The sequence below is a fragment of the Neobacillus niacini genome, assembly GCF_031457145.1.
GTDB lineage: Bacteria > Bacillota > Bacilli > Bacillales > Cytobacillaceae > Neobacillus > Neobacillus niacini_J.
In genome coordinates this window covers 31,822-57,072 of record NZ_JAVDVZ010000019.1, presented here as the reverse complement: position 1 = coordinate 57,072, position 25,251 = coordinate 31,822, and the positions used below count along the sequence as shown (strand labels likewise).

22 protein-coding genes are annotated in these 25,251 nt (G+C 37.2%); 6 read left to right on the top strand and 16 right to left on the bottom strand.

Annotated elements, in window-relative coordinates; all coding sequences use genetic code 11:
* Window positions 1–2: 2 nt before the first annotated feature.
* From J2Y03_RS26595 to J2Y03_RS26535, 13 genes are all read right to left on the bottom strand, one after another.
* Window positions 3–743 carry an amino acid ABC transporter ATP-binding protein gene (locus tag J2Y03_RS26595; protein ID WP_310200072.1) on the bottom strand — a complete coding sequence of 247 codons (741 nt, stop codon included), beginning with the start codon at window positions 741–743 and terminating at the stop codon, window positions 3–5.
* Between the two features lie 12 nt (window positions 744–755).
* On the bottom strand, window positions 756–1,433 hold the full coding sequence (locus J2Y03_RS26590) for an amino acid ABC transporter permease (RefSeq protein ID WP_310200070.1): 678 nt from the start codon (window positions 1,431–1,433) through the stop codon (window positions 756–758).
* 15 nt (window positions 1,434–1,448) lie between these two features.
* Window positions 1,449–2,246, bottom strand: coding sequence for an amino acid ABC transporter substrate-binding protein (locus tag J2Y03_RS26585; protein WP_310200098.1), 798 nt, complete (start codon window positions 2,244–2,246; stop codon window positions 1,449–1,451).
* A 5-nt stretch (window positions 2,247–2,251) separates the two neighbouring features.
* Complete coding sequence (locus tag J2Y03_RS26580; protein WP_396954272.1) at window positions 2,252–2,764, bottom strand: GNAT family N-acetyltransferase; 513 nt, start codon at window positions 2,762–2,764, stop codon at window positions 2,252–2,254.
* Complete coding sequence (gene purB, locus J2Y03_RS26575; protein WP_310200068.1) at window positions 2,757–4,121, bottom strand: adenylosuccinate lyase; 1,365 nt, start codon at window positions 4,119–4,121, stop codon at window positions 2,757–2,759. Before purB ends, J2Y03_RS26580 begins: the two co-directional genes overlap by 8 nt.
* Window positions 4,122–4,333: 212 nt before the next feature.
* Window positions 4,334–5,653, bottom strand: a complete 1,320-nt coding sequence (locus J2Y03_RS26570; protein WP_310200095.1) for an amidohydrolase — start codon at window positions 5,651–5,653, stop codon at window positions 4,334–4,336.
* A gap of 5 nt (window positions 5,654–5,658) precedes the next feature.
* Window positions 5,659–7,371 carry an adenine deaminase C-terminal domain-containing protein gene (locus J2Y03_RS26565; RefSeq protein WP_310200066.1) on the bottom strand — a complete coding sequence of 571 codons (1,713 nt, stop codon included), beginning with the start codon at window positions 7,369–7,371 and terminating at the stop codon, window positions 5,659–5,661.
* 516 nt (window positions 7,372–7,887) lie between these two features.
* Window positions 7,888–8,955, bottom strand: a complete 1,068-nt coding sequence (locus tag J2Y03_RS26560) for an ABC transporter substrate-binding protein (RefSeq protein ID WP_310200064.1) — start codon at window positions 8,953–8,955, stop codon at window positions 7,888–7,890.
* 24 nt (window positions 8,956–8,979) lie between these two features.
* A complete protein-coding gene (locus J2Y03_RS26555) occupies window positions 8,980–10,020 on the bottom strand; it encodes an ABC transporter ATP-binding protein (RefSeq protein ID WP_310200062.1) in 1,041 nt (346 codons plus the stop codon).
* A gap of 42 nt (window positions 10,021–10,062) precedes the next feature.
* A complete protein-coding gene (locus J2Y03_RS26550) occupies window positions 10,063–10,842 on the bottom strand; it encodes an ABC transporter permease (protein WP_310200060.1) in 780 nt (259 codons plus the stop codon).
* Window positions 10,835–11,671 (bottom strand): ABC transporter permease, encoded by an 837-nt coding sequence (locus J2Y03_RS26545; RefSeq protein WP_310200058.1) that lies wholly within the window; start codon window positions 11,669–11,671, stop codon window positions 10,835–10,837. Before J2Y03_RS26545 ends, J2Y03_RS26550 begins: the two co-directional genes overlap by 8 nt.
* A 425-nt stretch (window positions 11,672–12,096) precedes the next feature.
* Window positions 12,097–12,393, bottom strand: a complete 297-nt coding sequence (locus J2Y03_RS26540) for an Ig-like domain-containing protein (RefSeq protein ID WP_310200056.1) — start codon at window positions 12,391–12,393, stop codon at window positions 12,097–12,099.
* Between the two features lie 222 nt (window positions 12,394–12,615).
* Complete coding sequence (locus J2Y03_RS26535; RefSeq protein WP_310200054.1) at window positions 12,616–13,668, bottom strand: Ig-like domain repeat protein; 1,053 nt, start codon at window positions 13,666–13,668, stop codon at window positions 12,616–12,618.
* A gap of 352 nt (window positions 13,669–14,020) precedes the next feature.
* Here J2Y03_RS26535 and mprF point away from each other — a divergent pair, with 352 nt between their 5' ends.
* The gene (mprF, locus tag J2Y03_RS26530; protein ID WP_310200052.1) at window positions 14,021–16,552 is read left to right on the top strand and encodes a bifunctional lysylphosphatidylglycerol flippase/synthetase MprF; all 2,532 of its coding nucleotides are present in this window, start codon (window positions 14,021–14,023) and stop codon (window positions 16,550–16,552) included.
* A gap of 65 nt (window positions 16,553–16,617) precedes the next feature.
* Here the strand turns inward: mprF and J2Y03_RS26525 are convergent, their stop codons facing one another.
* Window positions 16,618–17,910 carry a VTT domain-containing protein gene (locus J2Y03_RS26525; protein ID WP_310200049.1) on the bottom strand — a complete coding sequence of 431 codons (1,293 nt, stop codon included), beginning with the start codon at window positions 17,908–17,910 and terminating at the stop codon, window positions 16,618–16,620.
* Between the two features lie 255 nt (window positions 17,911–18,165).
* Here J2Y03_RS26525 and J2Y03_RS26520 point away from each other — a divergent pair, with 255 nt between their 5' ends.
* From J2Y03_RS26520 to J2Y03_RS26500, 5 genes are all read left to right on the top strand, one after another.
* A complete protein-coding gene (locus J2Y03_RS26520) occupies window positions 18,166–18,816 on the top strand; it encodes a PepSY domain-containing protein (RefSeq protein ID WP_310200047.1) in 651 nt (216 codons plus the stop codon).
* Window positions 18,817–19,063: 247 nt separating this feature from the next.
* Window positions 19,064–19,723: a phosphatase PAP2 family protein gene (locus J2Y03_RS26515; RefSeq protein WP_310200045.1), complete on the top strand. Its 660-nt coding sequence runs from the start codon at window positions 19,064–19,066 to the stop codon at window positions 19,721–19,723.
* A gap of 58 nt (window positions 19,724–19,781) precedes the next feature.
* Window positions 19,782–20,396, top strand: coding sequence for a DedA family protein (locus tag J2Y03_RS26510; protein ID WP_310200043.1), 615 nt, complete (start codon window positions 19,782–19,784; stop codon window positions 20,394–20,396).
* 28 nt (window positions 20,397–20,424) lie between these two features.
* Window positions 20,425–21,096 carry a response regulator transcription factor gene (locus tag J2Y03_RS26505; RefSeq protein ID WP_132096671.1) on the top strand — a complete coding sequence of 224 codons (672 nt, stop codon included), beginning with the start codon at window positions 20,425–20,427 and terminating at the stop codon, window positions 21,094–21,096.
* A gap of 12 nt (window positions 21,097–21,108) precedes the next feature.
* Window positions 21,109–22,506 (top strand): sensor histidine kinase, encoded by a 1,398-nt coding sequence (locus tag J2Y03_RS26500; RefSeq protein WP_310200039.1) that lies wholly within the window; start codon window positions 21,109–21,111, stop codon window positions 22,504–22,506.
* A gap of 509 nt (window positions 22,507–23,015) precedes the next feature.
* Here the strand turns inward: J2Y03_RS26500 and J2Y03_RS26495 are convergent.
* Both J2Y03_RS26495 and J2Y03_RS26490 read right to left on the bottom strand, forming a co-directional pair.
* The gene (locus tag J2Y03_RS26495; RefSeq protein WP_310200037.1) at window positions 23,016–24,278 is read right to left on the bottom strand and encodes a glycoside hydrolase family 18 protein; all 1,263 of its coding nucleotides are present in this window, start codon (window positions 24,276–24,278) and stop codon (window positions 23,016–23,018) included.
* 314 nt (window positions 24,279–24,592) lie between these two features.
* On the bottom strand, window positions 24,593–25,003 hold the full coding sequence (locus J2Y03_RS26490) for a GNAT family N-acetyltransferase (protein WP_310200035.1): 411 nt from the start codon (window positions 25,001–25,003) through the stop codon (window positions 24,593–24,595).
* Between the last annotated feature and the right edge of the window lie 248 nt (window positions 25,004–25,251).

Genomic DNA, 25,251 nt, shown 5'->3' with positions numbered 1-25,251 from the left:
TGTTATTCATCTCTTTCCAATGTTTTTAAGAACTGTTTCGTTCTTTGATTTTTAGGGTTATGGAAAATTTCTTTTGGTTCATTTTCTTCGACAATATTCCCATCTGCCATAAAAATCACCCGATTGGCCACTTCTTCGGCAAATTTCATCTCGTGTGTCACGATAATCATGGTTGTATTTTGTTCGGCAATATTCTTTATTACTTGAAGCACTTCCGAGACCCACTCAGGGTCCAGCGCAGATGTTGGTTCATCAAATAATATCGCATGCGGGTTGACAGCAAGCGCCCGAGCAATTCCGACACGCTGCTGTTGTCCGCCTGATAAAGTAGCAGGATATTGATGAATCTTATCCTTAAGACCAACCTTGACTAAAAGCTCTTTTCCTATTCGTTCGGCTTCCTGCTTGTCCATTTTCTTTGCAACAATCAATGACTCCGTGACATTTTGCAAAGCTGTTTTATTTTTAAAAAGATTATAGTTCTGGAAAACCATTGCCGTTTCCTGCCTGAGCAAATGGGTTTCCTTTCTGCTCATTTTCGTTACATCAACTTTTGTTTCGCCGATTTCAATGATGCCTTCATCGGGCATTTCTAATAGATTAAGGCAGCGCAGTAATGTCGATTTCCCCGATCCAGATGGGCCGATAATCGCTAATACATCGCCTCGATTAACATGTAAGTCGATGCCATTTAAAACGATATTTTCACCGAACCTCTTTTTCAGATTTGTAACAGTTATCATGGTAAAACTCCTTTACGATATATACGGTTTTTCCATTCGTTTTTCAAGCGCCTGTTGGATGAATGTAAAGACAATAATCATGATCCAATATAGTAAGGCCAATGCTAAATACGTTTCAAAGAATTTAAGAGACGATGCGGCTAATATTTTTCCTTGTGCGAATAATTCAACTACCCCTAATGTAAACGCTAGGGAAGTCTCTTTAATTAATCCGATAAAAACGTTGCTTGAAGCAGGAATCGCATTACGCATTGCTTGCGGAAAAACAATTCTGCGATAGGCTTGGGCTTTTGTCATCCCAACGGAAAGACATGCTTCCACTTGTCCTTTATCGACTGAATTCAGAGCTGCACGGAAAATCTCCGCCAAAAACGCCGACTGTTTTAAGCTGAGGCCTAAAATGGCCGCTGTAATGGCAGTCATCGCCGTGAAGGCTGGAAAAATCTGCGGTAAACCGTAATAGATTAAAAATAACTGTACCAATGTTGGAATGGCACGGAAAAATGATATATATATCGTCGCTAACTGTTTTAATACAGGAATATTAGATCTAACAATTAAGGCTAAAATCAACCCGCCGATAATGGAAAAAATCATCGATATTACTGCAAGAAATAAGGTCAGAGGTATGAATGTCAAAAGCTCTGGGGTAATTTCGACCAAATAGCCGAAGTCTAGACTTAATTCCATTTTTTACCTCCAGGATTATTTCTTTACGCTGATGTCTTCGTTAGCAAAATACTTCTTAGATAATTCTGTTAAAGTTCCATCTTCACGTAATTTTTTAATTTCAGCGTTAAACTCTTTACTTAATTTCTCACCTTGTTCATTTTTCATGAATGGGAGAGCAATATCTTCATATACAAATGGATCACCTACAAATTTCAATGGCAGATCACCTTTTTCAATTTCAGCAATTAAAGAAGATTTTGAGTTAACATATCCATCAACACGTTTGTTGATGGCATCGTTCATTGCTCCATCGCGTGTTTCATACGTTTTTGGGATAATTTCAGGATCATAATTTTCTAAGTTTTTAACATTGTTAGAGCCAAGTACACCAGAAACTGTTTTGCCCTTTAAATCTTCTAAGCTGTCGTAATCATTATCTTTATGTGTAACAATCGTAGCCCCTGCATAGGCATACGTTTCTGAGAAATTGTATTTTTCTTTTCTTTCTGGGGTTACTGCTACAAAGTTCGCAACTGTATCAATTTTGCCAGTTTCCAATTGACCCATTAAGCCTGCAAAGTCAGATTTAACCCATTCCACTTCATAGCCTAAGTTTGCTGCAACCTTTTCTAATACTTCCACATCAAAGCCAACCAATTTACCATTTTCTTCATATCCATTTGGATAGCTTTGAGCCGTTGAACCTGCACGAATTACCTTTTTCTCTGGAGTTTCTCCACCTTTTTCTTTTGATTCGTTTGTTCCTCCACATGCAGCTAGAAATAATAACAGTGCCATACTAATGATTAATGCAAATTTTCTCTTCATGATATTCCCTACCTTTTCTTATATGTTTTAGTTAATAGCAATTTTTCTAAATAAACGGTGATATGACCTTTTCCTAAATCAGTCTCGCCAACCTCTTTGTATCCCCTTTTTAGATACATTTCTGCAAGCCAGGGATGTTCCTTCGCCGTTCCAAGAGATACGGATGGACTATGAAGCTGGTCCCGTAAAAAATCATATTCGATAAAATCTAATATTTTGGTTGCGTACCCTCTTCTTTTATACTCAGGAGCCACGGCTACCCACCAAATATGCGGGATTTCATACGGACCATGATGGCTGCTCCACGGCATACGAATCGAAGCAGTGGCCACCATCTCATCCCCATCCTTCATATAAAAGCAAATATTTTCATTGATATTTTTCTTTACGAGTTCTTCATCAGCAGTTGCGGCAGCAAAATGAATTCCTAATTCACGAATAGAAGCATAGCCTCGTAAGGATAAATCGAGCAGTGCTGGGATATCCTCATTCGTCGCTTGATGAAAGGTCAAATTACTCACTTAAATTTCCTCCATTTTTAATAGAAGCGATGACCTCATCTACCTTTTGGCTCGCTAGTCCCGTATACTGGCTAGGGTCCAAAAGTTGATTAATTTGCTCTTCAGAAAGGACTGCACTCACCTTCTCATTCTGAATAAGAAGCGTTTTAAAAGGAATATTTTGTTCAGTAGCCTTCATTGCTATTTCATAAACGAGATGATGTGCTGTTTGTTTTCCTACCTTTTCAGATAACGCGAACATAACACGTTCGGAAAGAATAAGTCCTCCCTGCAGTTCCAAGTTTTTCATCATATTTTCGGGCTTAACCACAAGACCCTGTAAAACCGTAATCATGCTTTTTAGCTGGGAGGATAAATATAAACAAATTTCAGGTAAAGCAATCCATTCACTTCGCCAGCTCATTGCGTCTCTTTCATGCTCCATCACTAATGACTCGTGCAGCAAAGCAACGCTATGCAGAATTGGTTTGGTTAAACTTGCAATCCCTTCAAAAATAGCAGGATTTCGTTTATGCGGCATCGTTGTCGAACCAACATTCCCCGGTGCAAATGGTTCTTCGACTTCATTGATCTCTGTGCGCATTAAATTATAGAATTCATTTCCTAATTTACCGAGCGAACCGCTAATTAATCCCAGCACAGAACCATATTCGGAAATACGATCCCGAGAAGAATGCCAGCTGATTGTTGGAGCACTGAGTTCTAAAATATCCAAAGCTCTTGCTTCAACTTTTGGACCAACACTCCCTAATGCAGCATAGGTGCCAACGCCGCCTGCAAGGACTCCAGTTAAGACACGCGTTTCAGCAGCCTTTAATCTTTCCAAATGGCGTTCAAACTCACTTAAAACTACAGCAAGCTTAAAGCCAAAGGTTGTCGGCAATCCTTGCATCCCATGTGTTCTACCAGGCATCGGTGTGTCCTTATATTTTGAAGCAAGTCCAATTAAGAGTTCAGCAACTTTCTTCGCATCCCGCCTGATAATTTCATTCGCTTCTTTAAGCTGCAGAATGGTTCCGGTATCGGTCACATCCTGTGTGGTTACTCCATAATGAACATATTCACCATACTCCCCTGAAAGCGATTGTAAATGGTTGACCGTCGCCATTAAAGAATGTTTTAACTTTGCAGCCTCATTCGCGATTGTCTCGATATCAAAGTTTTCTATTTTAGCAGCGCTTTTAATAACTTTTCCAGCCTTTTCTGGAATCACTCCAAGTTCACTTTCTGCTAATGCTAATGCTGCTTCAACATCAAGAATCTTTTGCAATCGATTTTCATCATTCCATATAGAACGCATTTCAGCAGTACTAAAATTGTTTTGCAACATTCTTAAATCCAAAACATGAGAACCCATTTGTTTGCCACCCCTTCGAAGTAATAATTATTTAAATTTTCTTCCAGATTATTTAATTCCTATGGATTTACTATGAATAATGAGTATTCTACCATAATTAATCTACCTATAAAACTAATTAGATTAAAAAATAAATATTTTTGGATACCAATTCCTTACAACTGAAATGACCACCTTTTGTTAATTGGAAGCAGCCTTAATGTAAAAAAATGTTATTCCTTCATTGCATTTAACGCCTTTGTTTTAAATTGACATTGCTCCATAGCTTCAGCAAGCTCTGAACGTAGTTGCACTTCATCAAAATCCACTAGCTTTTTCCCTGCCACCACTTGCTTTCCAGCGATAAATACGTCCCTAACATTGCTAGCATTAGCGGAGTACACCAAAGCAGAATACGGATCAAAGATAGGATACATATTGACTGAATCCGTTTCAACTAGGATGAAATCAGCTTGTTTTCCAGCCTCAATAGAGCCAATTTGTTTCTCCAACCCTAAAACGGCCGCTCCACCGCATGTGGCTAACTTGACAATTTCTTCTGCTGGAAAGGCACTGCGGTCCTGTAAATACGTTTTATGAAAATTGGCAAACAAACGCATTTGGCTAAATAAATCCAAGGTATTGCCGCTGCTTGGCCCATCTGTTCCCAGCCCCACCGCTATACCAGCAGATAATAAATCCCGGACACGGGCTACACCTTTAGCAGATTTCGTATTAGCCCCGATACAATGGGCCACTTTTACATCATACTTCTTCAATAACTCAATATCATGGTCGGATAAATGAATACAGTGTGCAGCGACTAGTCTTGGACTTAATACACCAATCTCCTCTAAAAATTCAATCGGAGTTTGATTGTATTCATCACGAAATTTTTTCATTTCAAAGTCCATCTCACTAACATGCATCATCCATGGAACATCGTACGTTTGAGACAAGGCATCTGCTTGCTGGAGTACTTCAATGGTGTTTGAGTATGGGGCATGTGGTGCTACAGATGCTTGAATTCTTCTTTTTCCCTGCCATTTCGGCATAAAAGTTTGAGCATACTGTAAGCCCCCCATTGGCTTGGGTACATCAACCGTTACAGAATCGATAACGGTTTCAGCTAATATACCGCGGCTTTGCATTTCTTCTGCCGCTTCTGCTAATTGTTGTTCAAAATAATACATATCAAAGAATGTCGTCACACCCGCAAGCTGCATTTCAGCAATGGCGTATTTTGCGCTCGTATACGCCAGCCTTTCATTCATACATTCATTTTCTAACGGAAATAAGAAGCGGCGTAAACGGTCGGGATAGTCATCCCCTAATGAACGAAACGGAATCATGCCAATATGAGTATGTGTATTCACCATACCAGGCAGCAAAATAGCCCCCTTGGCATCGATGCATTCGTCAAAGGTGATGTCATCTGGCAATGAATCCATCGCACCAGTTTCTAAAATTTTCTCCCCATCTGTTATCATATATCCCTTTGGGAACTGCTCCATCCGCTCATTCATGGTTAATATCCAGGCATTTTTAATCACTATTTTCAAAATTGTTCACCTTCAACGAGCGGAATCATCATCTGAGAACGCACATTCATCATCCCTTTGTCTGTAATTTTGATAACAGGTGAAACCGGCAAGGATAAAGTTGAAAAGGACATAATTTCATTGCTGTTTTTGTAGCCTAACCTAATCATGGCTTGTCGAACTTCCTTCAATTGTGCTCCTAGTTCTTGTATCGGCGCATCACTGATAATACCGCCAACTGGAAGCGGGCAAACACCCTGTACCTTCCCTTCTTGGACCACGACATAGCCGCCTTGCATGTCCAATAATTGTTTTTGCGCGATTACGATATCCTCTGAGCTCGTTCCCATTACCATCAAATTATGATGATCATGCGCCCAAGTAGTCGCGACAGCACCTTTTTCATTTAAAGCTTTATCAACAAATCCGTAGGCGATACTTCCTGTTTTTCCATATCGCTCCATCACAACCATTAAGGCTAACCCGCTATTCTCCCAATCTAAATATCCATCTATGACCTTAACCTCACGTTGGACATGTTCTGTAAATGTACCCACTTCTGAAATTTGAATCACATTGACTACGGCCTTTTCAGGTGCCTTTACTTTGAATCGTAAATCCTCTGTTGTTAATGCCCGGCAATGTAAAGATTTATAGAAATGTTCTGGAAAATCTGGTTTCACGGCTGGATAATTAATTCCATCCCCATGGTTATATACCAACTTTCCATCTTTAAATACAGACCCAATTTCAAAGCTCCCCACATCATTCAGCAAAATAAAATCAGCTTTAAATCCAGGGACAATCGCACCGCGGTCCTGGAATCCCATTCTTCTTGCAGGCGTATAGGAAGCACAATAAATGGCCTGTTCTGCTGGCATCCCACAGAAAATCGCTAGGCGTACATTTGCATCCAAATGTCCTTCTAACAAGTCATCTGCCATCACATCATCGGTAATAAAAGCCATATAGTCATAAAATTGATTTTCAACAACAACGCGTATGTTCTCAGGCGTAATGGATTTCTTTTGAAACTCTAAAAACATACCATTGGTGATTTTCTCATAAATCGATTCGGGCGATTGATGGGTATGATCAGCTGTTATACCCGCATATAAAAATTTGGATAATTCCAATCCAGAAACACGCGGAACATGACCTTCTAAAGGCATAAATGGCCTTTCCGTTTGAACAGCGCGTAAAATCTGTCTAATCAAAGAGTCTGGTTCATTGACAATGCCGTTAAAGTTCATCGCTTCTCCCAGCGCAATTACTTTCGGATGCTTCAAGAGCTGCTTCACTTCTTCTACACCGATATATCCGCCCGTTGTTTCTAGTTCAGGAGTTGTCGAAGGAACAGAGGAAGGGATGGCATAGAAAATATCCATCACAGATGGCTGGGAAAAGAACGCTTCTAGCCCTTCCATACCAAACACATTTGCAATTTCGTGGGCATCAGCGACAACTGTTGTGACTCCATGGGTCAGCACCGCTTCTGAAAAAATAGAAGGAGATGTCATTGAACTTTCTATATGCATGTGAATATCGATTAATCCGGGAATCATATATTGATTTTTTGCGTCAACCACTTTGACAGCCTGAAATTCTTTCATTTCATCAGCACTTAGATAATAAAATTTATCTTCAACAATAAACACATTTTTCTTTTCAAACTTTTTGGTAAAAGTGTTAAAAACCTGTGCATTTATAATCGCCAAATCGACTTTCATTTGATTTTCCCCCTTCTCATAATATTAATTAAAGGCTGTTTTCGTAAACTTTGCGGTTTTGGAAATTCGGGCTCAAAATGCGGATTATGTACTATTTTGATTCCCACTCCCATGTTTTTCCGTTCAACGGTAATCAGAGGGATCTTTTGATTCCCTCTAGCGTGATTTTTCAGGTTCAACGGTAACCAAAAGGTTCTTTTGATTCCCTCTAGCATGTTTTTTCAGGTTCAACGGTAACCAAAAGGTTCTTTTGATTCCCTCTAGCATGTTTTTTCAGGTTCAACGGTAACCAAAAGGTTCTTCTAATTCCCTCTAGCGTGTTTTTTCAGATTCAACGGTAACCAAAAGGTTCTTCTGATTCCCCCTAGCATGTTTTTTTAGGTTCACGGTAACCAGAGGGGCCATCTTATTCTAATAAACCCTAAAGTCATCTACTTAAACCAACAAACTTTTAGAAAAGCGCTAATTATAAGAAAAAGGCCAAGAATAATCTTAGCCCTTTTTCAATACCCTAACTTATTTGTTCAAAATTCGATTCCATTGATTAATCCAAGACTCAAGGTTTTTATTTACGAATAATGAATCCACTTTATTTGTCCGCTCTGCCACATCACCGTACGTTTTATTTTTAGATGTTTCCTCGTCAAGGACTACATTTTTATTGGTTGGTGCTTCATTTAGAGACACTGCCGTTTTTTCTTGAACTTCCTGACTTAGTCTCCAATCGATATATTTATATGCCAGGTCTTTATTTTTCGAGTTTTTGTTGACGTTAATCGTATTAAAGTTTGCGTATGTTCCAGACTCTGGAACAACATAGGCTACATCTGGATTAGATTCTGTAATAATTGGAACAGCAAAGTCGCCGACAACAGCTGCTGCAATTTCTCCCGATTGGAACATGTTGGCTAGATCAGAAGATTTGCTATACGTTTTTACAACGTTCGGAGCTAAATCAGTGATTCCTTCAAACGCTGCCTTTCCATTATCAGTTGTAATGTCTACCTTTTTATGGCCGCTTGCTACATATACCATTGCTGGACCAAATGTGGTAGTAATGTCCGGAATGGAGATTTTCCCTTTTAAAGAGGAATCCCATAGATCATCCCATTCCTTAATTTCTTTACCTGCTGCCTTTTTATTATAGACAATACCAATACTGTTCAGCGTGTACGCTGGGCCAGAACCATCTGCAGCTAAATCTTTTGCACTATCGATTAAGTTGTCCATGTTCGGAACATTTTTGCTGTCGATTTTTTCAAATAGACCAGCTGTTACACCGTCAGCCGCATTTGATTGGGACAATTCAATCACATCAACTGTTGAGTTAGGATTGCTTTTCAATTTTGTTAAACGCTCAGAGCTTGTTCCCGTTTCTAACACAATGTCGACATTGTATTTTTCTTCAAATGGTTTGAAGACATCTGCTTGCATTTTATCTTCTTCCAAACCAAACGTTGAGATGACCAATGTTTGTGGTTCTTTATTTGCAGATTTGTCACCTCCGCCATTACCGCCGCCGCATGCAGCAAGGATACTTGCTGTTACGAAAGTTAAACTTACTAAACCTAATGTCTTCTTCATTTTGTACTCCCCTTTTCTTAGATGTTAAACGATGATTAGCTTGTGCGCTGGAATCGATAATGTTACAGCGTCACCAACTTGATAAACCACATCATCGGCTTTATTTGCGATTAAGGTGCCAATAGAAGTTTCCACTTCATATTGATAGGATTTACCTAGGAAGGTACGAACTTTTATAACCCCTGATACCGTATTATCTGTATGTTGCGTTGTACTTGCTGCCATTTCGATATCATCTGGTCGAATGGTTCCTGTTTGTTTTCCTGGTTCCCAATCGCGATTACTTTGAAAAACTGTTCCATCAACAGCCTTATACTTCCAGTCCTCTGTTGGTGTTAAAGTAAAGAAGTTCTCAAACCCGATAAAACGGGCAACGAACTCCGTTTTTGGGTTTTTATAAATTTCTTCAGGTGTATCAAACTGTTCGATTACACCTTTATTCATAACAGCCACCTTGTCTGAAATCGAGAAACATTCCTCTTGATCATGTGTTACGAACACCGATGTAATGCCTAATTTGCTTTGAATTCGTTTAATTTCTATACGCATGGATAAGCGCAATTTCGCATCTAAATTACTTAAAGGTTCATCTAATAATAATAATTTCGGTTCGATCACTAAAGCGCGTGCTAAAGCTACACGTTGTCTTTGTCCGCCTGAAAGCTGTTTGGGATAGCGGTCACTGAGTGCTTCTAAACCTGTAATCTCAAGAATATCTTTTACCTTTTTGTCTATGTTATTCTTTTTTTCCTTGCGTAATTTTAAGCCGAAAGCGACGTTTTCCTTAATCGTAAGATGGGGAAACAAAGCATAGCTTTGGAACACCATGCCAAATTCGCGTTTATGAACAGGCACCTTTGTTAAGTTTTGATTGTCAACAAGAAACTCACCATCATTCGGCTCAATTAAGCCGGCAATGACACGTAAAGTGGTTGTTTTCCCACAGCCTGATGGCCCTAATAAGGAAACCAATTCTCCCTTTTCAATGGATAAATTTAAATCTTTTAAGATATTGTTTTTGTTATCATAACTCACTCGAATATCTTTTAATTCAACATAAGACATAATGCTGTGTTACCCCCTTCGCTGTTAACTTCTTGGATGTTCCTATGAAATACTTGCTAATCCTAGTGTCTTCTCAATAACAAACATCAGAACAACTGTACCAAGCATTAAAACAACCGATAAAGCAGAAACGGATGGATCATAGTTGTATTCAATATAATTCATTAAGCTTGTTGGCAGCATGGTTACACCTGGTCCTGATAAAAACTGAGATACAGGTATATTGTTGAAGGAATTAATAAAAGCCAACATGAAGGAAGCAAAAATTCCCGAAGTAATGTTCGGTAATACCACTTTGATGAAAGTTTGTATTTTTGTACAGCCTAACGTCCACGAAACTTCTTCTATTGAAAAATCTAACTGTTCAATCGTTGAGCCAACAACTCTAATGACGTAAGGCAGGCAAATCAAGAAATGACCTAATAACAACCCTTGGATGATAGGAAATTGAAACTTGATGACAATAAATTGGTACATAGAATATCCAACTACTAAACCAGGAACAATCGTTGGAGAAAGGAAAAAGCTCTTAATCCAATTTCGTCCGAACACCGTATGACGTGCCAAAGAATAAGCAGCTGGAACACCAATAATCAACGCCAAGAGCGTCGCAAGAAATGCAACTTGTAGACTAAGAAAGAAGCTGTCCATAAAGGATTCATTGTTAAATACCTTAGTGTACCATTCAAGGGTAAAACCCTGAATGGGGAATTGAATGGTTGAATTGGTTCCAAAAGAGGTCACTATAATAATGAGCAAAGGAACGATTAGAAATGCAAAAACTAGACCTGCAAAAATTTTTAAACTGACATTTTTACGCATTTGCCTCACCTCTTTTATCCATGCGTCCGGCAACCCAGTTGAATAACTTCATCACGATTAAAGTGGCCACAATCATAATCAAGGCAATGACACTTGCACCTTGCCAGTTCCCTAGTGCAGTTGCACTTTGATATAAGAAGGTAGCTAACATGATGTTTCGGTTCCCGCCTAATAATTGCGGAGTTGTATAGGCTGTCATGCTTCCTGTGAAAACTAAAATACTGCCAACAATAATCCCCGGTACACTTAGTGGCAAGATAACCTTCACAAAAGCAAGCAAGCGATTGGCTCCTAATGTTTCTGCTGCTTCCATAATTTCAGAATCAATGTTCTCTAAAATACCCACTAAAGTAATAACCATTAAAGGTAAGAAGAGATACACAGAGCCAATGATGATCGCGAATTCTGTATAAAGTAAAGTAAGTGGTTTAGAAAGTAAACCAATATTCATTAAAGCATTGTTTAGTATCCCGTCTTGTCCCAATATCGTAATCCACGCAAAACTCCGCACAACTGAATTTGTTAACAACGGAAACAATGTAATCGACATCAACAAACCGCGCCATTTTTTCGGACTTTGGGAAATGTAGTAGGCAGTTGGAACTCCCAGCACTACACAAATCAACGTTGCAATCAATGAAACCTTAATCGTCCGCCAAAAAATACCAAAATTATACTCATCCAAGAAGAACGAAGTATAATTTGACAAGGTGAACCCTCCATTAAAGAACGTTGGAAAAATAGCGGAAATTAGGGGTAACACCAAGAATAAAATCAAGAGAATCAATCCTGGAGCCAAGATGAGATAAGGGGTTCTTCGCTGCGTCATATCTGGCCTCACTTTCCAAATCAAAAGAATTATTGAATGTTGATTAATACCATACAAGGTTCCGGTTTAATCTATCTCTTACACTTTTAAGATTATAAAGAATAAACGTATATTTCGCAACCCTAAAAACGAATATTATTTTTAGTTTGACGTTTAATGTTCGTGAAATGACCAAAAACACCAAGGAAACCCTAACCAAACATAACAAAGAATACGTTTTGACTAATTTTTAGAAAAGAATAAAAAAACGGATATGTACAAGTGTATTTTAATAAATTAGTATTCGTTATAATGGTGTTCTTGAAACGCCCTTAAAACAAAATCTCGATTAGAATTTGAACAACAAAAAATGACCAACTCAACTTCCCTACAAGCAAAAAAAGGCTGTGAATGATATTCTAATCATTCACAGCCCTCCGCCGATTTTATTTTTCAACTGCTCCTGGTTTCTTTCTCCTAACCAAAACGGCAATCCCAATTCCCATTAGTCCGAATAACCCAATTAACGAGCCTGCAAATAATGGTTTATTTTCATAAAACTTTACTAAAGCTGTCTTCTCCACAATCTCAAACGGAATAACTGTAGTCATTTCATTTCCTGCTTCATCAACCGCTGTAACTTCAACTTTATATGAATTGATTTCCGAGAAAGTAGATGTAAAGACGGCAGCTCCATTTTCATCTGCTGTTTTATCAAAGTTAAACAGCTTGCCATTCACCATTATTGATTTGATCGTATCGCTTGGATTATCAAGACGAATCGCTGCTTTAACAGCCTCGAAGTATTTCTCATTGCGCTTAATTCCATCGTAAATTACCTTTGGAGCCGTTTTATCAATAATAAACTCGACACTTAATTGCTTTATATTACCTGCTTTATCCTTTACCTCGAAGAATAAAACATGTTTACCTTCGGAAGTAATCGGATCGCCGTGATTATATTCCTAGCCGTCCAAGGTTAGAGCAATGATGTCATATTCGCTAAAATCTTCAATCATCAGTTCAGGTATTAAATCTTTATTAAAATACTTATTCGAAATAGGGTCTTTAAACTTGATGGCTGGTGATGTTTTATCAATCGTAAAGACGATTGTTCTCGCGCTTATATTGTTCGCTAAATCTGTTACTGTTGCTTTTAGAACATAATCTTTTTCAAACTCAAGTTGTGTCCCGCTTTTGTACGGAGCGCCATTTAACGTTACAGATGTTCTGCTTGTATCCAGATGAATATCTGAATAGGTAACAACTGGTGCCAGGTTTTTATTAAAGAAACCATCAAGTACGCCGGAAATCGATAAAGTTGGCTTTGTCGTATCTAAGGTAAACTTGATTTCCAACGTTGTTTCATTTCCTGCTTTATCCCGAGCCAGAACATTAAAGTGATATGCCATTTCCTTCGAAGCAGTTGGAGCCGTTCTGCCGACATTCGAACCGTTTAATGTAACGGAGACGATTGAATCATCCTTCTGATCTAAGGCAAATTCCGGTGTGAAAATTTCATTTATATATTCACCCTCTTTAATGACTCTCGTTTGCCCTTTAAATTTAGGTGTGATGACTGGCTTCGTCTTATCAATTTTGAAGCTCACTTGCTGCGAGAAGCTATTTCCAGCTTTATCGGTCGCTTCTACAAGGACATGATAGTCGCCTTCGCCGCTAAAATTATGACTCAAGGCTGCACTGTTATGGCTGACTGTGAAACCGCCGGCATTGTAGCGGGCACCATCTCTTGTTACCGTTATTTTATTAAGACTTAAGTTTACATCACGAATAGCGACATTAATCCGCTTATCCTCATTGTAATGAGCGTCTTGATCGACACCCGTAATTTCAATCTCCGGTTTGGTTTTGTCAATTGTGAATGTCCGGTTTACCGTGACAGGTCCATTGCCTGCCTTATCAGTCGATTTAACAAAGATTGAATAAAGACCATCTTGGGCAAAATTATGACCAATTTCTGAAAGCTGTTTTTGATCCGTGATGAACGTACCCAACACTTACATTCAATTTTTTTTAGAAGGCCACTTGTAACAATGATGGCACGGTCCATATTCAATACAGCTATGTAAATTACCCGCTGCCTGTTTTGGTTCCTAGATTTCCACTATAATTCTGTAAATATCAGAAGCATTTGCAGCAGTAACCGTTCCATCCTTTTTGAAGGCTGGTTTTAAAAAAGGATGAAGTAATATATTATTTTCTTCCGTAGTTAGTTAAGAATACATTAAAATAAAATGAACAAGCTAATGCTGTTAATGATTAATTCATTAATTTAATCCATATCTATTATTCGATCTTTAGCATTTAACACAATCCATAAAAAAAGTGAAGACGATTAAGGGGATGAATATGCAAAAATTCATAAAATCAAAAGTATTTCAATTCCTAAAAATTACTTTTCCACTTATTTTATTAATTCTCGCCGTAATCGAAATCAAAAAATTCACAGGGAACATTGATACAGCATTGCTCCAAGATGTAGTAAGTCAAATTCATTTTCCAAAATTGACCGTCGTTCTATTGATTATGATTGCAGCAATTACTCCAATGTTCTTTTATGATTCAGCAATTGTAAAAATATTAGGTATCACTGTACCGACAAAAAGGGTAATCAAACAGTCGCTTATTGTAAACTCTTTTTCAAATTTAATTGGTTTTGCCGGTTTAATCGGAGTGTTGCTAAGAACTTACTTCTATCAAACACATGAAATGGACAAGGGCAGACTGTTGAAAACAATTGCTACAGTATCATTATTTTATCTTACAGGTATTTCATTGCTTGCCTGGTTCATTCTTGCCGGTTACAGGGATATTCCACTTTTATTAAAAACAAAATGGTTATATTTGGCCGTGATCGGAGTAGGGCTATATCTTCCAGTCCTAATGATCCTATCTTTCATAAAAAACAAAAAAAGTTCGGAACCCACCATTGACTCACGAACAAGGCTCCAACTTTTGTTTACTTCTTTCATGGAATGGTCAGCTATCTTTCTGGCTATTTGGCTATTAGCTAACGTGTTAAACATACCTTTTCACTTTAATGAAATCTTCCCTATTTTTATTATTGCTTCATGTGCTGGAATTGTCAGTTTAATCCCTGGTGGTCTTGGATCATTTGACCTGGTTTTCATCTGGGGAACACAATATTTAGGGATCGAAAATGAAAAGATACTGGTACTTCTGATTGTATATCGGATTGGCTATTTAATTATTCCATTTATATTTGGATTTGTACTTTTTGTAAAAGATTTTTGGGAAAAATGGAATGATTCATGGGACAATCTCCCAAATGCACTCGTGCAGAATGCAAGCCATGTGCTTTTAACCATATTAGTTTTTGTTTCTGGGTTGATCTTACTACTGTCGGCAGCTGTGCCAGGAATCGTGGGAAGGTTGAAATTTGTCGAAGATATTGTAACCTTCCCTATTATAAGCATATCCCACCAACTTTCCGTTGCTGCTGGGTTTATCCTCCTTGGTTTATCAAGAGGAATTGAATATAAAGTAAAGCGAGCCTATCATCTAACCATAGCCGTATTATCCTTTGCTGCGATATTTTCCCTTTTCAAAGGGTTTGACTATGAGGAAGCAATTGTAGTGCTGATTGTCGCCATACTCCTTCGGGGGTCCAAGTCCCGATTTTATCGGGAGAGTTATGTTTTAACTTGGAGCAAAACCATTTTTGATGTTCTAATGGTCATACTTATTACTTCTATGTATGTGATCATCGGTTACTTAAATTTACCTGCCGCAAAAGTCAATATACCGACAAAGCTAATCCCTTATGTTATTACTGATTATCATGATTTGTTTTACAGTGCTTTTATTGGACTAATCATCGCCTTATTCGTACTAAAAATTGGAAATGTCATTAGAAAGCCACAGAACAGGTTTATGGAAACATCCAATAGCCAGGAAGAAAAAATACTGGAACACATAAAAAAATATAATGGAAATGTTCTAACCCATTTAATTTTCCTGCATGATAAATTTATTTTCTGGAATAACAAGAACAGTGTTCTATTTTCCTTTCAAAAATATGCTGACAAGCTCGTGATTCTTGGGGACCCTATCGGAGAGAAAGCTGATTTTCCACTTGCAATAGAAGAGTTTCAGCATACTTCAGATCTTCATGGATATACGCCTGCTTTTTATGAAGTTAGTCATCACATGCTTCCTTATCTCCATGAGAGCGGTTTTGACTTTTTTAAGCTTGGCGAAGAGGCATTTGTTGATTTAGTGCACTTCTCTCTTTCAGGAAAAAAAATGAAAGGGGCAAGAGCTGTTAAAAATAAGTTTGAACGAGAGAATTATCATTTTGAAATAATAAAGCCGCCTTTTTCTCCTGAGTTGTTTAATGAACTAATAGCAGTATCAGTTGATTGGCTTCAGGGTAGAAAAGAAAAAGGATTTTCCTTAGGCTTTTTTGATGAAGATTACTTGAATAAGTCTGAAATGGCAATTTTGAAAGATAACGGTACACAGATCATCGCCTTTACAAGTCTGATGCCGGTTTATGATAATAACGAAAAGATTTCAGTAGATTTGATGCGATTTAAACGGAGTTCGCCATCGGGAACAATGGATTTTATCTTTCTCTCGTTATTTGAATGGGCAAAAGAAGAAGGATATAAGAACTTTAATTTAGGAATGGCGCCCCTTTCTAATGTAGGGATCTCCAAGTTTTCATTTTTGGGTGAAAAGATTGCTTCCCACATATATTTGCACGGTCATTTTTTTTATCATTTTCAAGGATTACGGAAATTTAAAGAAAAATATGCAGATTCATGGGAGTCTAAATATTTAGCTTACAGAAGAAAATCTTCTCTTCCTTTTACGATGGCCCAAGTGGCGCTTTTGATAGGAAAAAAACGAAAATAATTATACCTTCTGTAGACCAAATAAGGTGCCAGGCACCCTCCAAAAAGTGGATGGTATCTGGCACCTTATTTTTGATAACAATCAATCTTTTCCACGATAAGGCGTAACATTTCAAATAATAAGAAGTTAAAAAACATCCAGACACTTCCAAATACATACCCACCTACAATATCGCTTGGAAGTATACTAGCCGTTGCAATATTAACAATTGCTACACCAACTAATAAAACTATTCCAATTAAAGGTACAATTATGGAAACAAAATTCCATTTTGAATGACGGACAAGTAAAAATAAACAGGTTCCATAAGTGATGGTTAAAATAGTGGCATTTATATCCGGAAAATTTGAGGAATGAAATTTTCCGACGAACCCTATTGATTGAAGGTAATAAAATGTCTTCATAACCGTAGTATGAAAGGGCTTAGCTCCCAATATTGAAACTGCAAGCAGAAGAAATTCCAGCCCCCTATTCCGTCCCTTAATCCAAATAACAATTATGGTTAGCACAACAATGCTTCCAAGTGCAAATGGAGGTGTAATTACTAGAAATCCTTTCATCCAGCTCATAAATATTACTGAATGAACCATATATTCAACGACTTCATTGAACTGAGTAAATTCATTATATAAATATTCTTGAGCTAGTCCCAACATTAAGATAAATAAACCAATAAAAACCAATGTAAGGATAATAAGAGATACTTCGGTAACTCTTATTATTTTTAAACGTTTATTTAATCTATTTAACAAATGAATGAAAAAGTTCTTAATTTGAATTTTATAAAACCGATAGGCAAAAAAGCCAACCAACAAAACTGCCAGGACAATAATAAAAATAATAAAATATTTACTAGTAGCTTGATGCAAAATCTCCCATTTAGGCCCCAACACTTTTCCTAGTGTAATAAAACAAACTCCCCAAAAAAAAGCACCTAAATAAGCAGGTATAAAAAATTTTCGAAAAGGCATTTTTGAAATTCCTGAAATATAACCAGTAAAATGTCTTACCCCTGGAATGAAATAAGCAATGACCAACAATTTACTGCCCGAACGTTCAAACCAAGCTGATGTTTTATTATACCTTTCAGGTCCAAGGTGGATATATTTCCCGTATTTTTCAATAAGTTTATACCCCCCTGCTTTTCCAATCCAATACGTTACAGTAATTCCTGCACTTCCGGAAGCAAAGACCGTCAAAAGTGCAAAAATGTAATTCATTTTACCCTGATATACAAAGTATCCTGCATAACTCATTAAAAATTCACCAGAAATTGGTAGAGCGAGGAGTTCCAGAAATATCCCTATGAATAAGATCAGATAACTGTGCTGTTCAAATAATGTAATCAAATGTGACATAAAAATGCCTCCAATTAAATGACCGATAGGTTTTTATCTACAAAAAGATTCCTAATTTCGCTTTTCCTTAGATTTTTATGGTGCTCCCTTTCCATTTTTTCTATGAAAAATATTTCTTAATTAAATTAAATAAAAGATGAAGATTAAAAAATTTTAATGAAAGTCTAATCGTTTTTTTAATAGCCCTTCACCTCCTTTTTATCTTTCAGGCGTAAGATAATCCTTGTAGTAAAAATCACAAGGAGGAACAAAATCATGAAAATTAAGAAGAATAAAATACTTATTCCAGCAATAGCAGCAGCAATTTTAGCAGGAGGAGGCTTTAGTATTGCACAGGCTGCCGTTCCACAAGACAAGCCTACTACTGAGGCAGCAGAAGAAAACGATGATCAAAGTCAAGCTGAATTAGTTAAACAGGTGAAAATAACAGAAGAAGAAGCTACCAAAGCAGCACTAGAAAAAGTGGCTGGGACTGTAAAGGAAGTTGAATTAGAGGATGAAGACGGAACCATTGTTTATGGGATTGAAGTGGTTTCAACAGATGGTTCTCAACAAGATGTGAAAGTGGATGCCCAAACAGGTAAGGTTGTAAAAGTTGAAGCCGATGACGAAGAAGATGGTGAAGAGAAAGACGAAGGAGAAAACCAAGCTGAATTAGCTAAACAAGCAAAAATATCAGAAGAAGAAGCTACTAAAGCAGCATTAGAAAAAGTACCTGGAACTGTAAAACAAGTAGAATTAGAAGATGAAGACGGAACAATCGTTTATGGAATTGAAGTGGTTTCAACAGATGGTACTCAACAAGATGTGAAAGTGGATGCCAAAACAGGTAAGATTGTAAAGGTTGAAGCCGATGATGATGAAGAGAGTGACACCCCTGAAAACCAAGTAGAAAAAGCTAAATAAGCAATTTAACGAAAGAAGATAAGTTTTCCATAAAAAAGTGTCAGAAAAAGTGTCAGCATTTCGCGACACTTTTTTTGTGGGAACATTCATTAATTTTGAAAGAATGCTGGTTAAAATGATGATAAATTGGGATTGAATGAAAGAGTTTGTATGAGTACTTATAGTAAAAGCTTCACATTACTATAAATAAGGTTATTCAAAACGATTAGTGTCTCAGGGTCATGACACTTGGTTAGGAGTTAGTAGGATGAAATTATTAACGCATTTATTTAGTGGCTTCATGATATGTTTGCTGTCACTAATTGGTTTTAGCAGCATCGCAATATTAGTGAACGGACAGAAACTAAGTCAATTTGATCAAGTATTGATTTCATCTATACAAGGTCTGGAGTCACCGACTTTAACCCTCGTCATGAAATTTTTTACATTTATAGGGTCATTTCCATCTGTGTTTGTTATATCTCTATGCGCTGCTTTATTTCTTTATTTTGTCTTAAAGCATCGGACGGAGCTTATCTTATTTGGTTCTGTTATGATCGGAACACCCATTATTAATCAGATTTTAAAACACTTTTTCCATCGAACTCGTCCAGATCTACATCGATTGATTGAGGCTGGTGGATACAGCTTTCCAAGTGGGCATGCAATGAATGCCTTTGCCGTCTACGGAATCATTGCTTTCTTGTTATGGCGTCATATACCTTCCCATTTAGGTCGTACGATTCTGATTTTGATTAGCAGCGGATTTATTTTTATGATTGGTACAAGTCGAATTTATCTTGGTGTTCACTATCCGAGCGACATTATCGGAGGATATTTTGCTAGTGGCTTTTGGCTCACAATGGCTATTGGGTTTTTCCAAAGATATAAAGAGAGACGGTCTAAAAGAATGTCTTTATCGGATTGAACGTTACAGGAATGTTCATTCGATTATGAAGGTAATACTGTGACAAAGGAGTCTATCAATGGAAAATTGGATAACAGAAATTATGAATACGTATGGATATATAGGGATTTTTCTTTTGATCGCATTAGAAAATATTTTCCCTCCTATACCCTCAGAGGTTATTTTAACCTTTGGAGGATTTATGACTACGACAACAAATTTAAGTGTTGTCGGGGTCATTATCGTCTCAACAATTGGTTCAGTAGCCGGGGCAATTATTCTTTATGGTATTGGCTTATTATTAAACGTGGATCGATTGGAGAAAATTGTTGATAAATGGGGGCATATTTTACGAATTACCTCAAAGGATATCCATAAGGCAAATGCTTGGTTTCAAAGATTCGGAGTCTGGGCTATTTTCTTCGGCAGACTTGTTCCTTTGATTAGAAGTTTAATTTCAATACCCGCAGGCATGTCCCGTATGCATATGGGAATTTTTTTATTGTTTACAACAATTGGTACTTTAATTTGGAACACGCTATTGGTAAGTGTAGGTGCTGTAGTGGGAGCCTCATGGAGTGACATTGTCGGGTATATGGACATTTACTCAACGGTAGTATATCTCATATTGGCTGTACTGATTGTTCTATTTTCGGTATTTTATATTAAAAAAAGAAGGAAAGTCCGGAAGTGACACCTTTTTTATTGGAGAGCGGTCTAGTATGAAAAAAGTATTGATTATTGAAGATGAAAAGGATTTATCTCAATTTATCCAATTAGAATTAGAGCATGAAGGCTATGAAGTACGAACTGCTTTTAATGGAAGAGATGGTTTAGACCAGGCGTTACATGAACAGGTTGACCTCATTTTGTTAGACTTAATGCTGCCTGGTTTAAATGGAATCGAAGTCTGCAGAAGAATTCGTTTGGTGGGTAGTACTCCCATTATCATGATTACGGCTAGAGACAGTGTCTTAGATAAAATATCTGGCCTGGATAGCGGGGCAGATGATTATATTACAAAACCCTTTCAGATTGAAGAATTATTAGCCAGGATGAGGGCTCTTTTTAGAAGATCGGAAATTCCCATGAATCACCACACAATCGTCTGTAAAGACTTAGAGGTCAATATGGAATCAAGAACCGTAAAACGAGGAAATGAAGAAATAGAACTAACCAAAAAGGAATTTGATTTATTGTATCTTTTGCTAAAAAACAAAAATATCGTGTTAACACGGGACTTCCTATTAGAAAAAATATGGGGGTTTGATAATATAATCGAAACCAATATTGTAGATGTTTATATTAGTTATTTACGAGCGAAAGTAGATCGAAAAGAAGAGGAATCCTATATTCAAACGGTCAGAGGTACGGGATATATCATACGGGATTAGGGGTTAAAGCGGATGAAAAAAAGAATGAAGAGGATTTCGATTAAATGGAGAATGACCATTTATTCCACCATTTCCATTTTTATCATTTTTATGTTGTGTAACGTTATGCAACTTATTCTCATCCATGCTCTTACCTCTAATCAGGAAGAAGAGCAATTAAATCAACGTTCGAAAGAGATTAGTACATTAATCGAGGAGCAATCCAAACACAGCGGTATAAAAACTGCCCTATCTGAAGATTTCTTTGAAAATATTATTGGACAGAATGAAATGATACGTATTTTGGATCAACAAGGACAAGAGCTCTTTAGTATTTCTGAAGACTTTCCTGACCTTCAAAGTAGAGATTTGAAATATGGTTTCCACCGAGTCAAGGAAAATGATGAAGACTTTCTTATGTTAAAAGAGCGATTAATCGTAGGGACTTTTAAGGGTACACTTGAGATTGGCCAGAGTGTTGAATCCTTTGAAGAATTTATGGAACGAGTTTTTTGGGTCTTGTTAGCAGGAACCATTCTATCACTAGTATTAAGTATTATGGGTGGACAGCTTTTGGCAAGAAAGTTTTTAGCACCTCTTGCTGTCATGACCCGCACGATGAGAAAAATTGAAGACCAGCATTTCCAAGAGCGAATACCCGTTATGGAAACCAATGATGAATTCTCCCAACTAAGTTCTATCTTTAATTCAATGATGGATCGAATTGAGGCTTCGATGGAACAACAGAAACGCTTTGTAGAAGATGCTTCCCATGAGCTCAGAACACCACTTGCTGTTATTCATGGCCATCTTTCTTTATTGCAAAGATGGGGTAAAAAAGATGAAAAGGTATTAGAAAATTCCCTGCAAACAAGCATTAAGGAAACCAATCGATTGATTAAATTAACGAATCGATTATTAATGCTCACTCGTATGGACAAACAAGATGAACATGAAAGTATCATCGCTTGTGATGCTACAGAAATCCTGAATGAGGTTATTCACGACTACGAACTCATATACGAGCAATTAAAAATAGCAAAAGAGGATATAACGAAAGCTGATCGTTTACTTGCGATTCCGCAAGAACAGTTCAAACAAGTTCTAATCATCGTACTTGATAATGCCATAAAGTACAGTGGAGATCAAAAAATAATCGCTATAAGGTCCAGTAATCATGAAAATAAATACAAAATAGAAATTCAAGACAACGGATATGGCATCAGCCAAGAAGATCTACCCTTTATTTTTGATCGTTTTTATCGAGTAGACAAGGCTCGCAGCAGGGAAAAAGGCGGAACAGGTCTTGGGCTTTCTATCGCAAAGGATATCCTAAATAAATACAAGGGAACTATTTCAGCGGAGAGTACACTTGGGATGGGTACTACCATTACGATTGTAATACCGTACACTGATCAAAGGTATGAATAAAGGTGCCAAGCATCCTCCAAAAAGTGGAAGGTACTTGGCACCTTATTTTTGATACAACATCTTTTTTATTAGAACCTCTTCTCGACAATATTCTTCCCACCCAGGAGGATTAGACCTAGGTTTGATAGCATTTAAAGCTTTTCTAATCAATCGTTTAGTTAAAGCCGATTCAACTAATTAAACGTTTGGTTAAAAAGTAGGTAAATTTCTTTAAACAAATGAACTTTGGGCTGTTTTCAAGAGAAATAATTGTCGTATAAAAATTGCGGTTGTTAGGAATTTTCCTCAAAACTGACAATAGAAACTAGTAAAATACATATTCCGGGAAATAGAAACAAATTGTATACTAACTAATCGTTTGTTTAAAAGTGCTGTAAACCCTTTTAAATCAGGCTATTATCTGTTTTCTAAAAAAAATTATTGTCGAGGAAATTTCCGTAAATTTCCCCTACTTGCAAGTTTAAAAGCCTTGGATTGAGATGATCCAAGGCTTTCCTGATTCAATATTTTTACACCTTTAGTATTGTAAAAAACTTTGTTAAAAGCCAAGGACCTTGTGTGAATCCCAGTGTTAATTGCCACGCACCTAAGCCTTGTAATCCATATTCACGAATAAGTAACATTTTAGCACCCATGCTTCTTACATCTTCAAACCAAACTTCATGTGTTAATCCCTTTTGATCTGTATAGCGAAAAAAAGGTGACTCAAATTCAGTTGAATACTGTATCGGTGATTGGTACCTCATGGCTGTTTCAACAGCATTCTGATTTGAAATTGCTGGGGCCACTCTACCTGGATTGTACGGTATGGTCCAATCATATCCGTATAAAGGCATACCTATAATAATTTTTCGACGAGGAACATATTTTATGGCAAATTCAACGGTTTTTCTTACCTCAGTAATGGGAGCTGTAGGTCCTGGTGCACTTCCTGCATGGTGCCAGTCATAAGCCATGATAAACATATAGTCCACAACTGAACCTATTCCTCCGTAATCGTACCCCTTAAGCCAAGGTATTTCTTGACTTGTTTTTGCGGGAAGCGCAATTGTTAGCGTGCGTCCTAATGGCTGCAAACGATCTCGTAATTCACGTAAAAAGCCTGTAAAAAGATCTCTATCTTCAGCCATAACACGCTCAAAGTCAATATTTACTCCTCCATATCCCCTATTGGTCACTAAATAGGAAATATTATTAACAAGGTTCGTTCTTGCAGATGGATTGTTTAATACTTGATGAACAAGTTCGGGACTAAAACCTTCAGGTGTTAAGTTCGTGACAGTCACAAGAGGTCTAACCCGATAATTCCAAGTTGTTTGAATAGCAGTCAAATCGTTTAAGTTGTTTGCGATATCTCCATTACTAGCAAAGTGATATTCAAAAATGGATATGGATGTGCTATAAGGTGCAAAATCACTGATTAAAGCACGGTCCAGTTCCGGACTTCGAACAACATAGTAGCCCAGTGCTGATGCATGATAATTTGATATATTAGGTATCGTGAGCCTCATTCCTGGTTGTAGTGCAGCCGGATTAACAGCAGGATTGGCAGCTGTTAGTTGTTCTAAAGATAAGTAAGATTTTCTGGCAATCCCTGTAAATGTATCCCCGGGTTGAACAATATACGTATATAAAGGAATGAGCAATGCCTGGCCGGGGACAATATTGGACTCCACTAAACCATTCACATGGCGAATCTCATCAATAGAAATTCCATACCTGCTGCTAATCGTAAATAAGGAATCGCCAGCTTGAACCTCATGAAAAAACATATTTGTCCCTCCACTAAAGGGTCCAAAATTTTAAAACCCCTCACTCAGGTTTTATGGAAAAATTGATTTTATAAAATTATGCAGTAAATTTCTTCTATTATATGAACAATTTTTATATGTAGAACACCATTAAAGCAGGAAGTGAAAAGAACATGACTCCACATTCACTTCGGCATACTTACACTTTACTATTGATTGAAGCTAGAGTAGGGACTATGGAAATCAAATGATTTCATGACGTGTGGACAAACCTCTACAGAATAAAAGTGCACCATCCAAAAAGTGGATGGTGCCTGGTTTTCCTTTATATTGTACTACAAATCTTTTTCCATTATAACGTAGGTTTTGCCTCCTTTCATAAAACTGTAGTTAGTTTCTTGTAACCCAAATTTTTTATAAAAATCCACCTTACTTTTTCTGGCATTACACCAAATTCTCTTCACACCACAGTCCATAGCTTCCTTTATTACATAGTCTAACAACATACTTCCGTATCCCTTACCTTGTTCACGTTGGAGTGTTGCGAATTTTCGAAATTGGCATTCTTCCTTATTTATAAAAAGTGAGATGACAGAAATCAGCATGTTTTCTTTAAAAAGACCAAAATGAATCCCTAAATGATCATCTTCTAATTTTATGTAGTCAAAGGCCTTATCTGGCCACATGACTTTATGCCTCAATTTCCAAGCCTTTTCCTTATCAATTTTTGTAATCGTGGTTTCCATTGTCCCCTCCTTTATCTCTTCTCCATTAAGGGCTTAAGGTTCATTCTCGATCCCCTAATGTTTTGATTTTTGCTGCTAACCGAATATATCCAAAAGTTTTATTTATCATGAAGTGGGGTATCCCTTGCTGCAATATTAATAAAAGATACTCAAATTATACCACTATATCCTTCTGCCGAAGTTCAACATCCTTGATGTTCGTCTTAGATGTCTTCTTGAATTTCCTATCTATCAATAATCTTGTTAGC

What these genes read in the sequence shown, in the direction of transcription:
- J2Y03_RS26595 (WP_310200072.1), bottom strand. Translation starts at nt 743, where the DNA reads ATGATAACTGTTACAAATCTGAAAAAGAGGTTCGGTGAAAATATCGTT.
- J2Y03_RS26590 (WP_310200070.1), bottom strand. Translation starts at nt 1,433, where the DNA reads ATGGAATTAAGTCTAGACTTCGGCTATTTGGTCGAAATTACCCCAGAG.
- purB (WP_310200068.1), bottom strand. Translation starts at nt 4,121, where the DNA reads ATGGGTTCTCATGTTTTGGATTTAAGAATGTTGCAAAACAATTTTAGT.
- J2Y03_RS26565 (WP_310200066.1), bottom strand. Translation starts at nt 7,371, where the DNA reads ATGAAAGTCGATTTGGCGATTATAAATGCACAGGTTTTTAACACTTTT.
- J2Y03_RS26560 (WP_310200064.1), bottom strand. Translation starts at nt 8,955, where the DNA reads ATGAAGAAGACATTAGGTTTAGTAAGTTTAACTTTCGTAACAGCAAGT.
- J2Y03_RS26555 (WP_310200062.1), bottom strand. Translation starts at nt 10,020, where the DNA reads ATGTCTTATGTTGAATTAAAAGATATTCGAGTGAGTTATGATAACAAA.
- J2Y03_RS26550 (WP_310200060.1), bottom strand. Translation starts at nt 10,842, where the DNA reads ATGCGTAAAAATGTCAGTTTAAAAATTTTTGCAGGTCTAGTTTTTGCA.
- J2Y03_RS26545 (WP_310200058.1), bottom strand. Translation starts at nt 11,671, where the DNA reads ATGACGCAGCGAAGAACCCCTTATCTCATCTTGGCTCCAGGATTGATT.
- J2Y03_RS26540 (WP_310200056.1), bottom strand. Translation starts at nt 12,393, where the DNA reads ATGGTGAATGGCAAGCTGTTTAACTTTGATAAAACAGCAGATGAAAAT.
- mprF (WP_310200052.1), top strand. Translation starts at nt 14,021, where the DNA reads ATGCAAAAATTCATAAAATCAAAAGTATTTCAATTCCTAAAAATTACT.
- J2Y03_RS26525 (WP_310200049.1), bottom strand. Translation starts at nt 17,910, where the DNA reads ATGTCACATTTGATTACATTATTTGAACAGCACAGTTATCTGATCTTA.
- J2Y03_RS26520 (WP_310200047.1), top strand. Translation starts at nt 18,166, where the DNA reads ATGAAAATTAAGAAGAATAAAATACTTATTCCAGCAATAGCAGCAGCA.
- J2Y03_RS26515 (WP_310200045.1), top strand. Translation starts at nt 19,064, where the DNA reads ATGAAATTATTAACGCATTTATTTAGTGGCTTCATGATATGTTTGCTG.
- J2Y03_RS26510 (WP_310200043.1), top strand. Translation starts at nt 19,782, where the DNA reads ATGGAAAATTGGATAACAGAAATTATGAATACGTATGGATATATAGGG.
- J2Y03_RS26505 (WP_132096671.1), top strand. Translation starts at nt 20,425, where the DNA reads ATGAAAAAAGTATTGATTATTGAAGATGAAAAGGATTTATCTCAATTT.
- J2Y03_RS26500 (WP_310200039.1), top strand. Translation starts at nt 21,109, where the DNA reads ATGAAAAAAAGAATGAAGAGGATTTCGATTAAATGGAGAATGACCATT.
- J2Y03_RS26495 (WP_310200037.1), bottom strand. Translation starts at nt 24,278, where the DNA reads ATGTTTTTTCATGAGGTTCAAGCTGGCGATTCCTTATTTACGATTAGC.
- J2Y03_RS26490 (WP_310200035.1), bottom strand. Translation starts at nt 25,003, where the DNA reads ATGGAAACCACGATTACAAAAATTGATAAGGAAAAGGCTTGGAAATTG.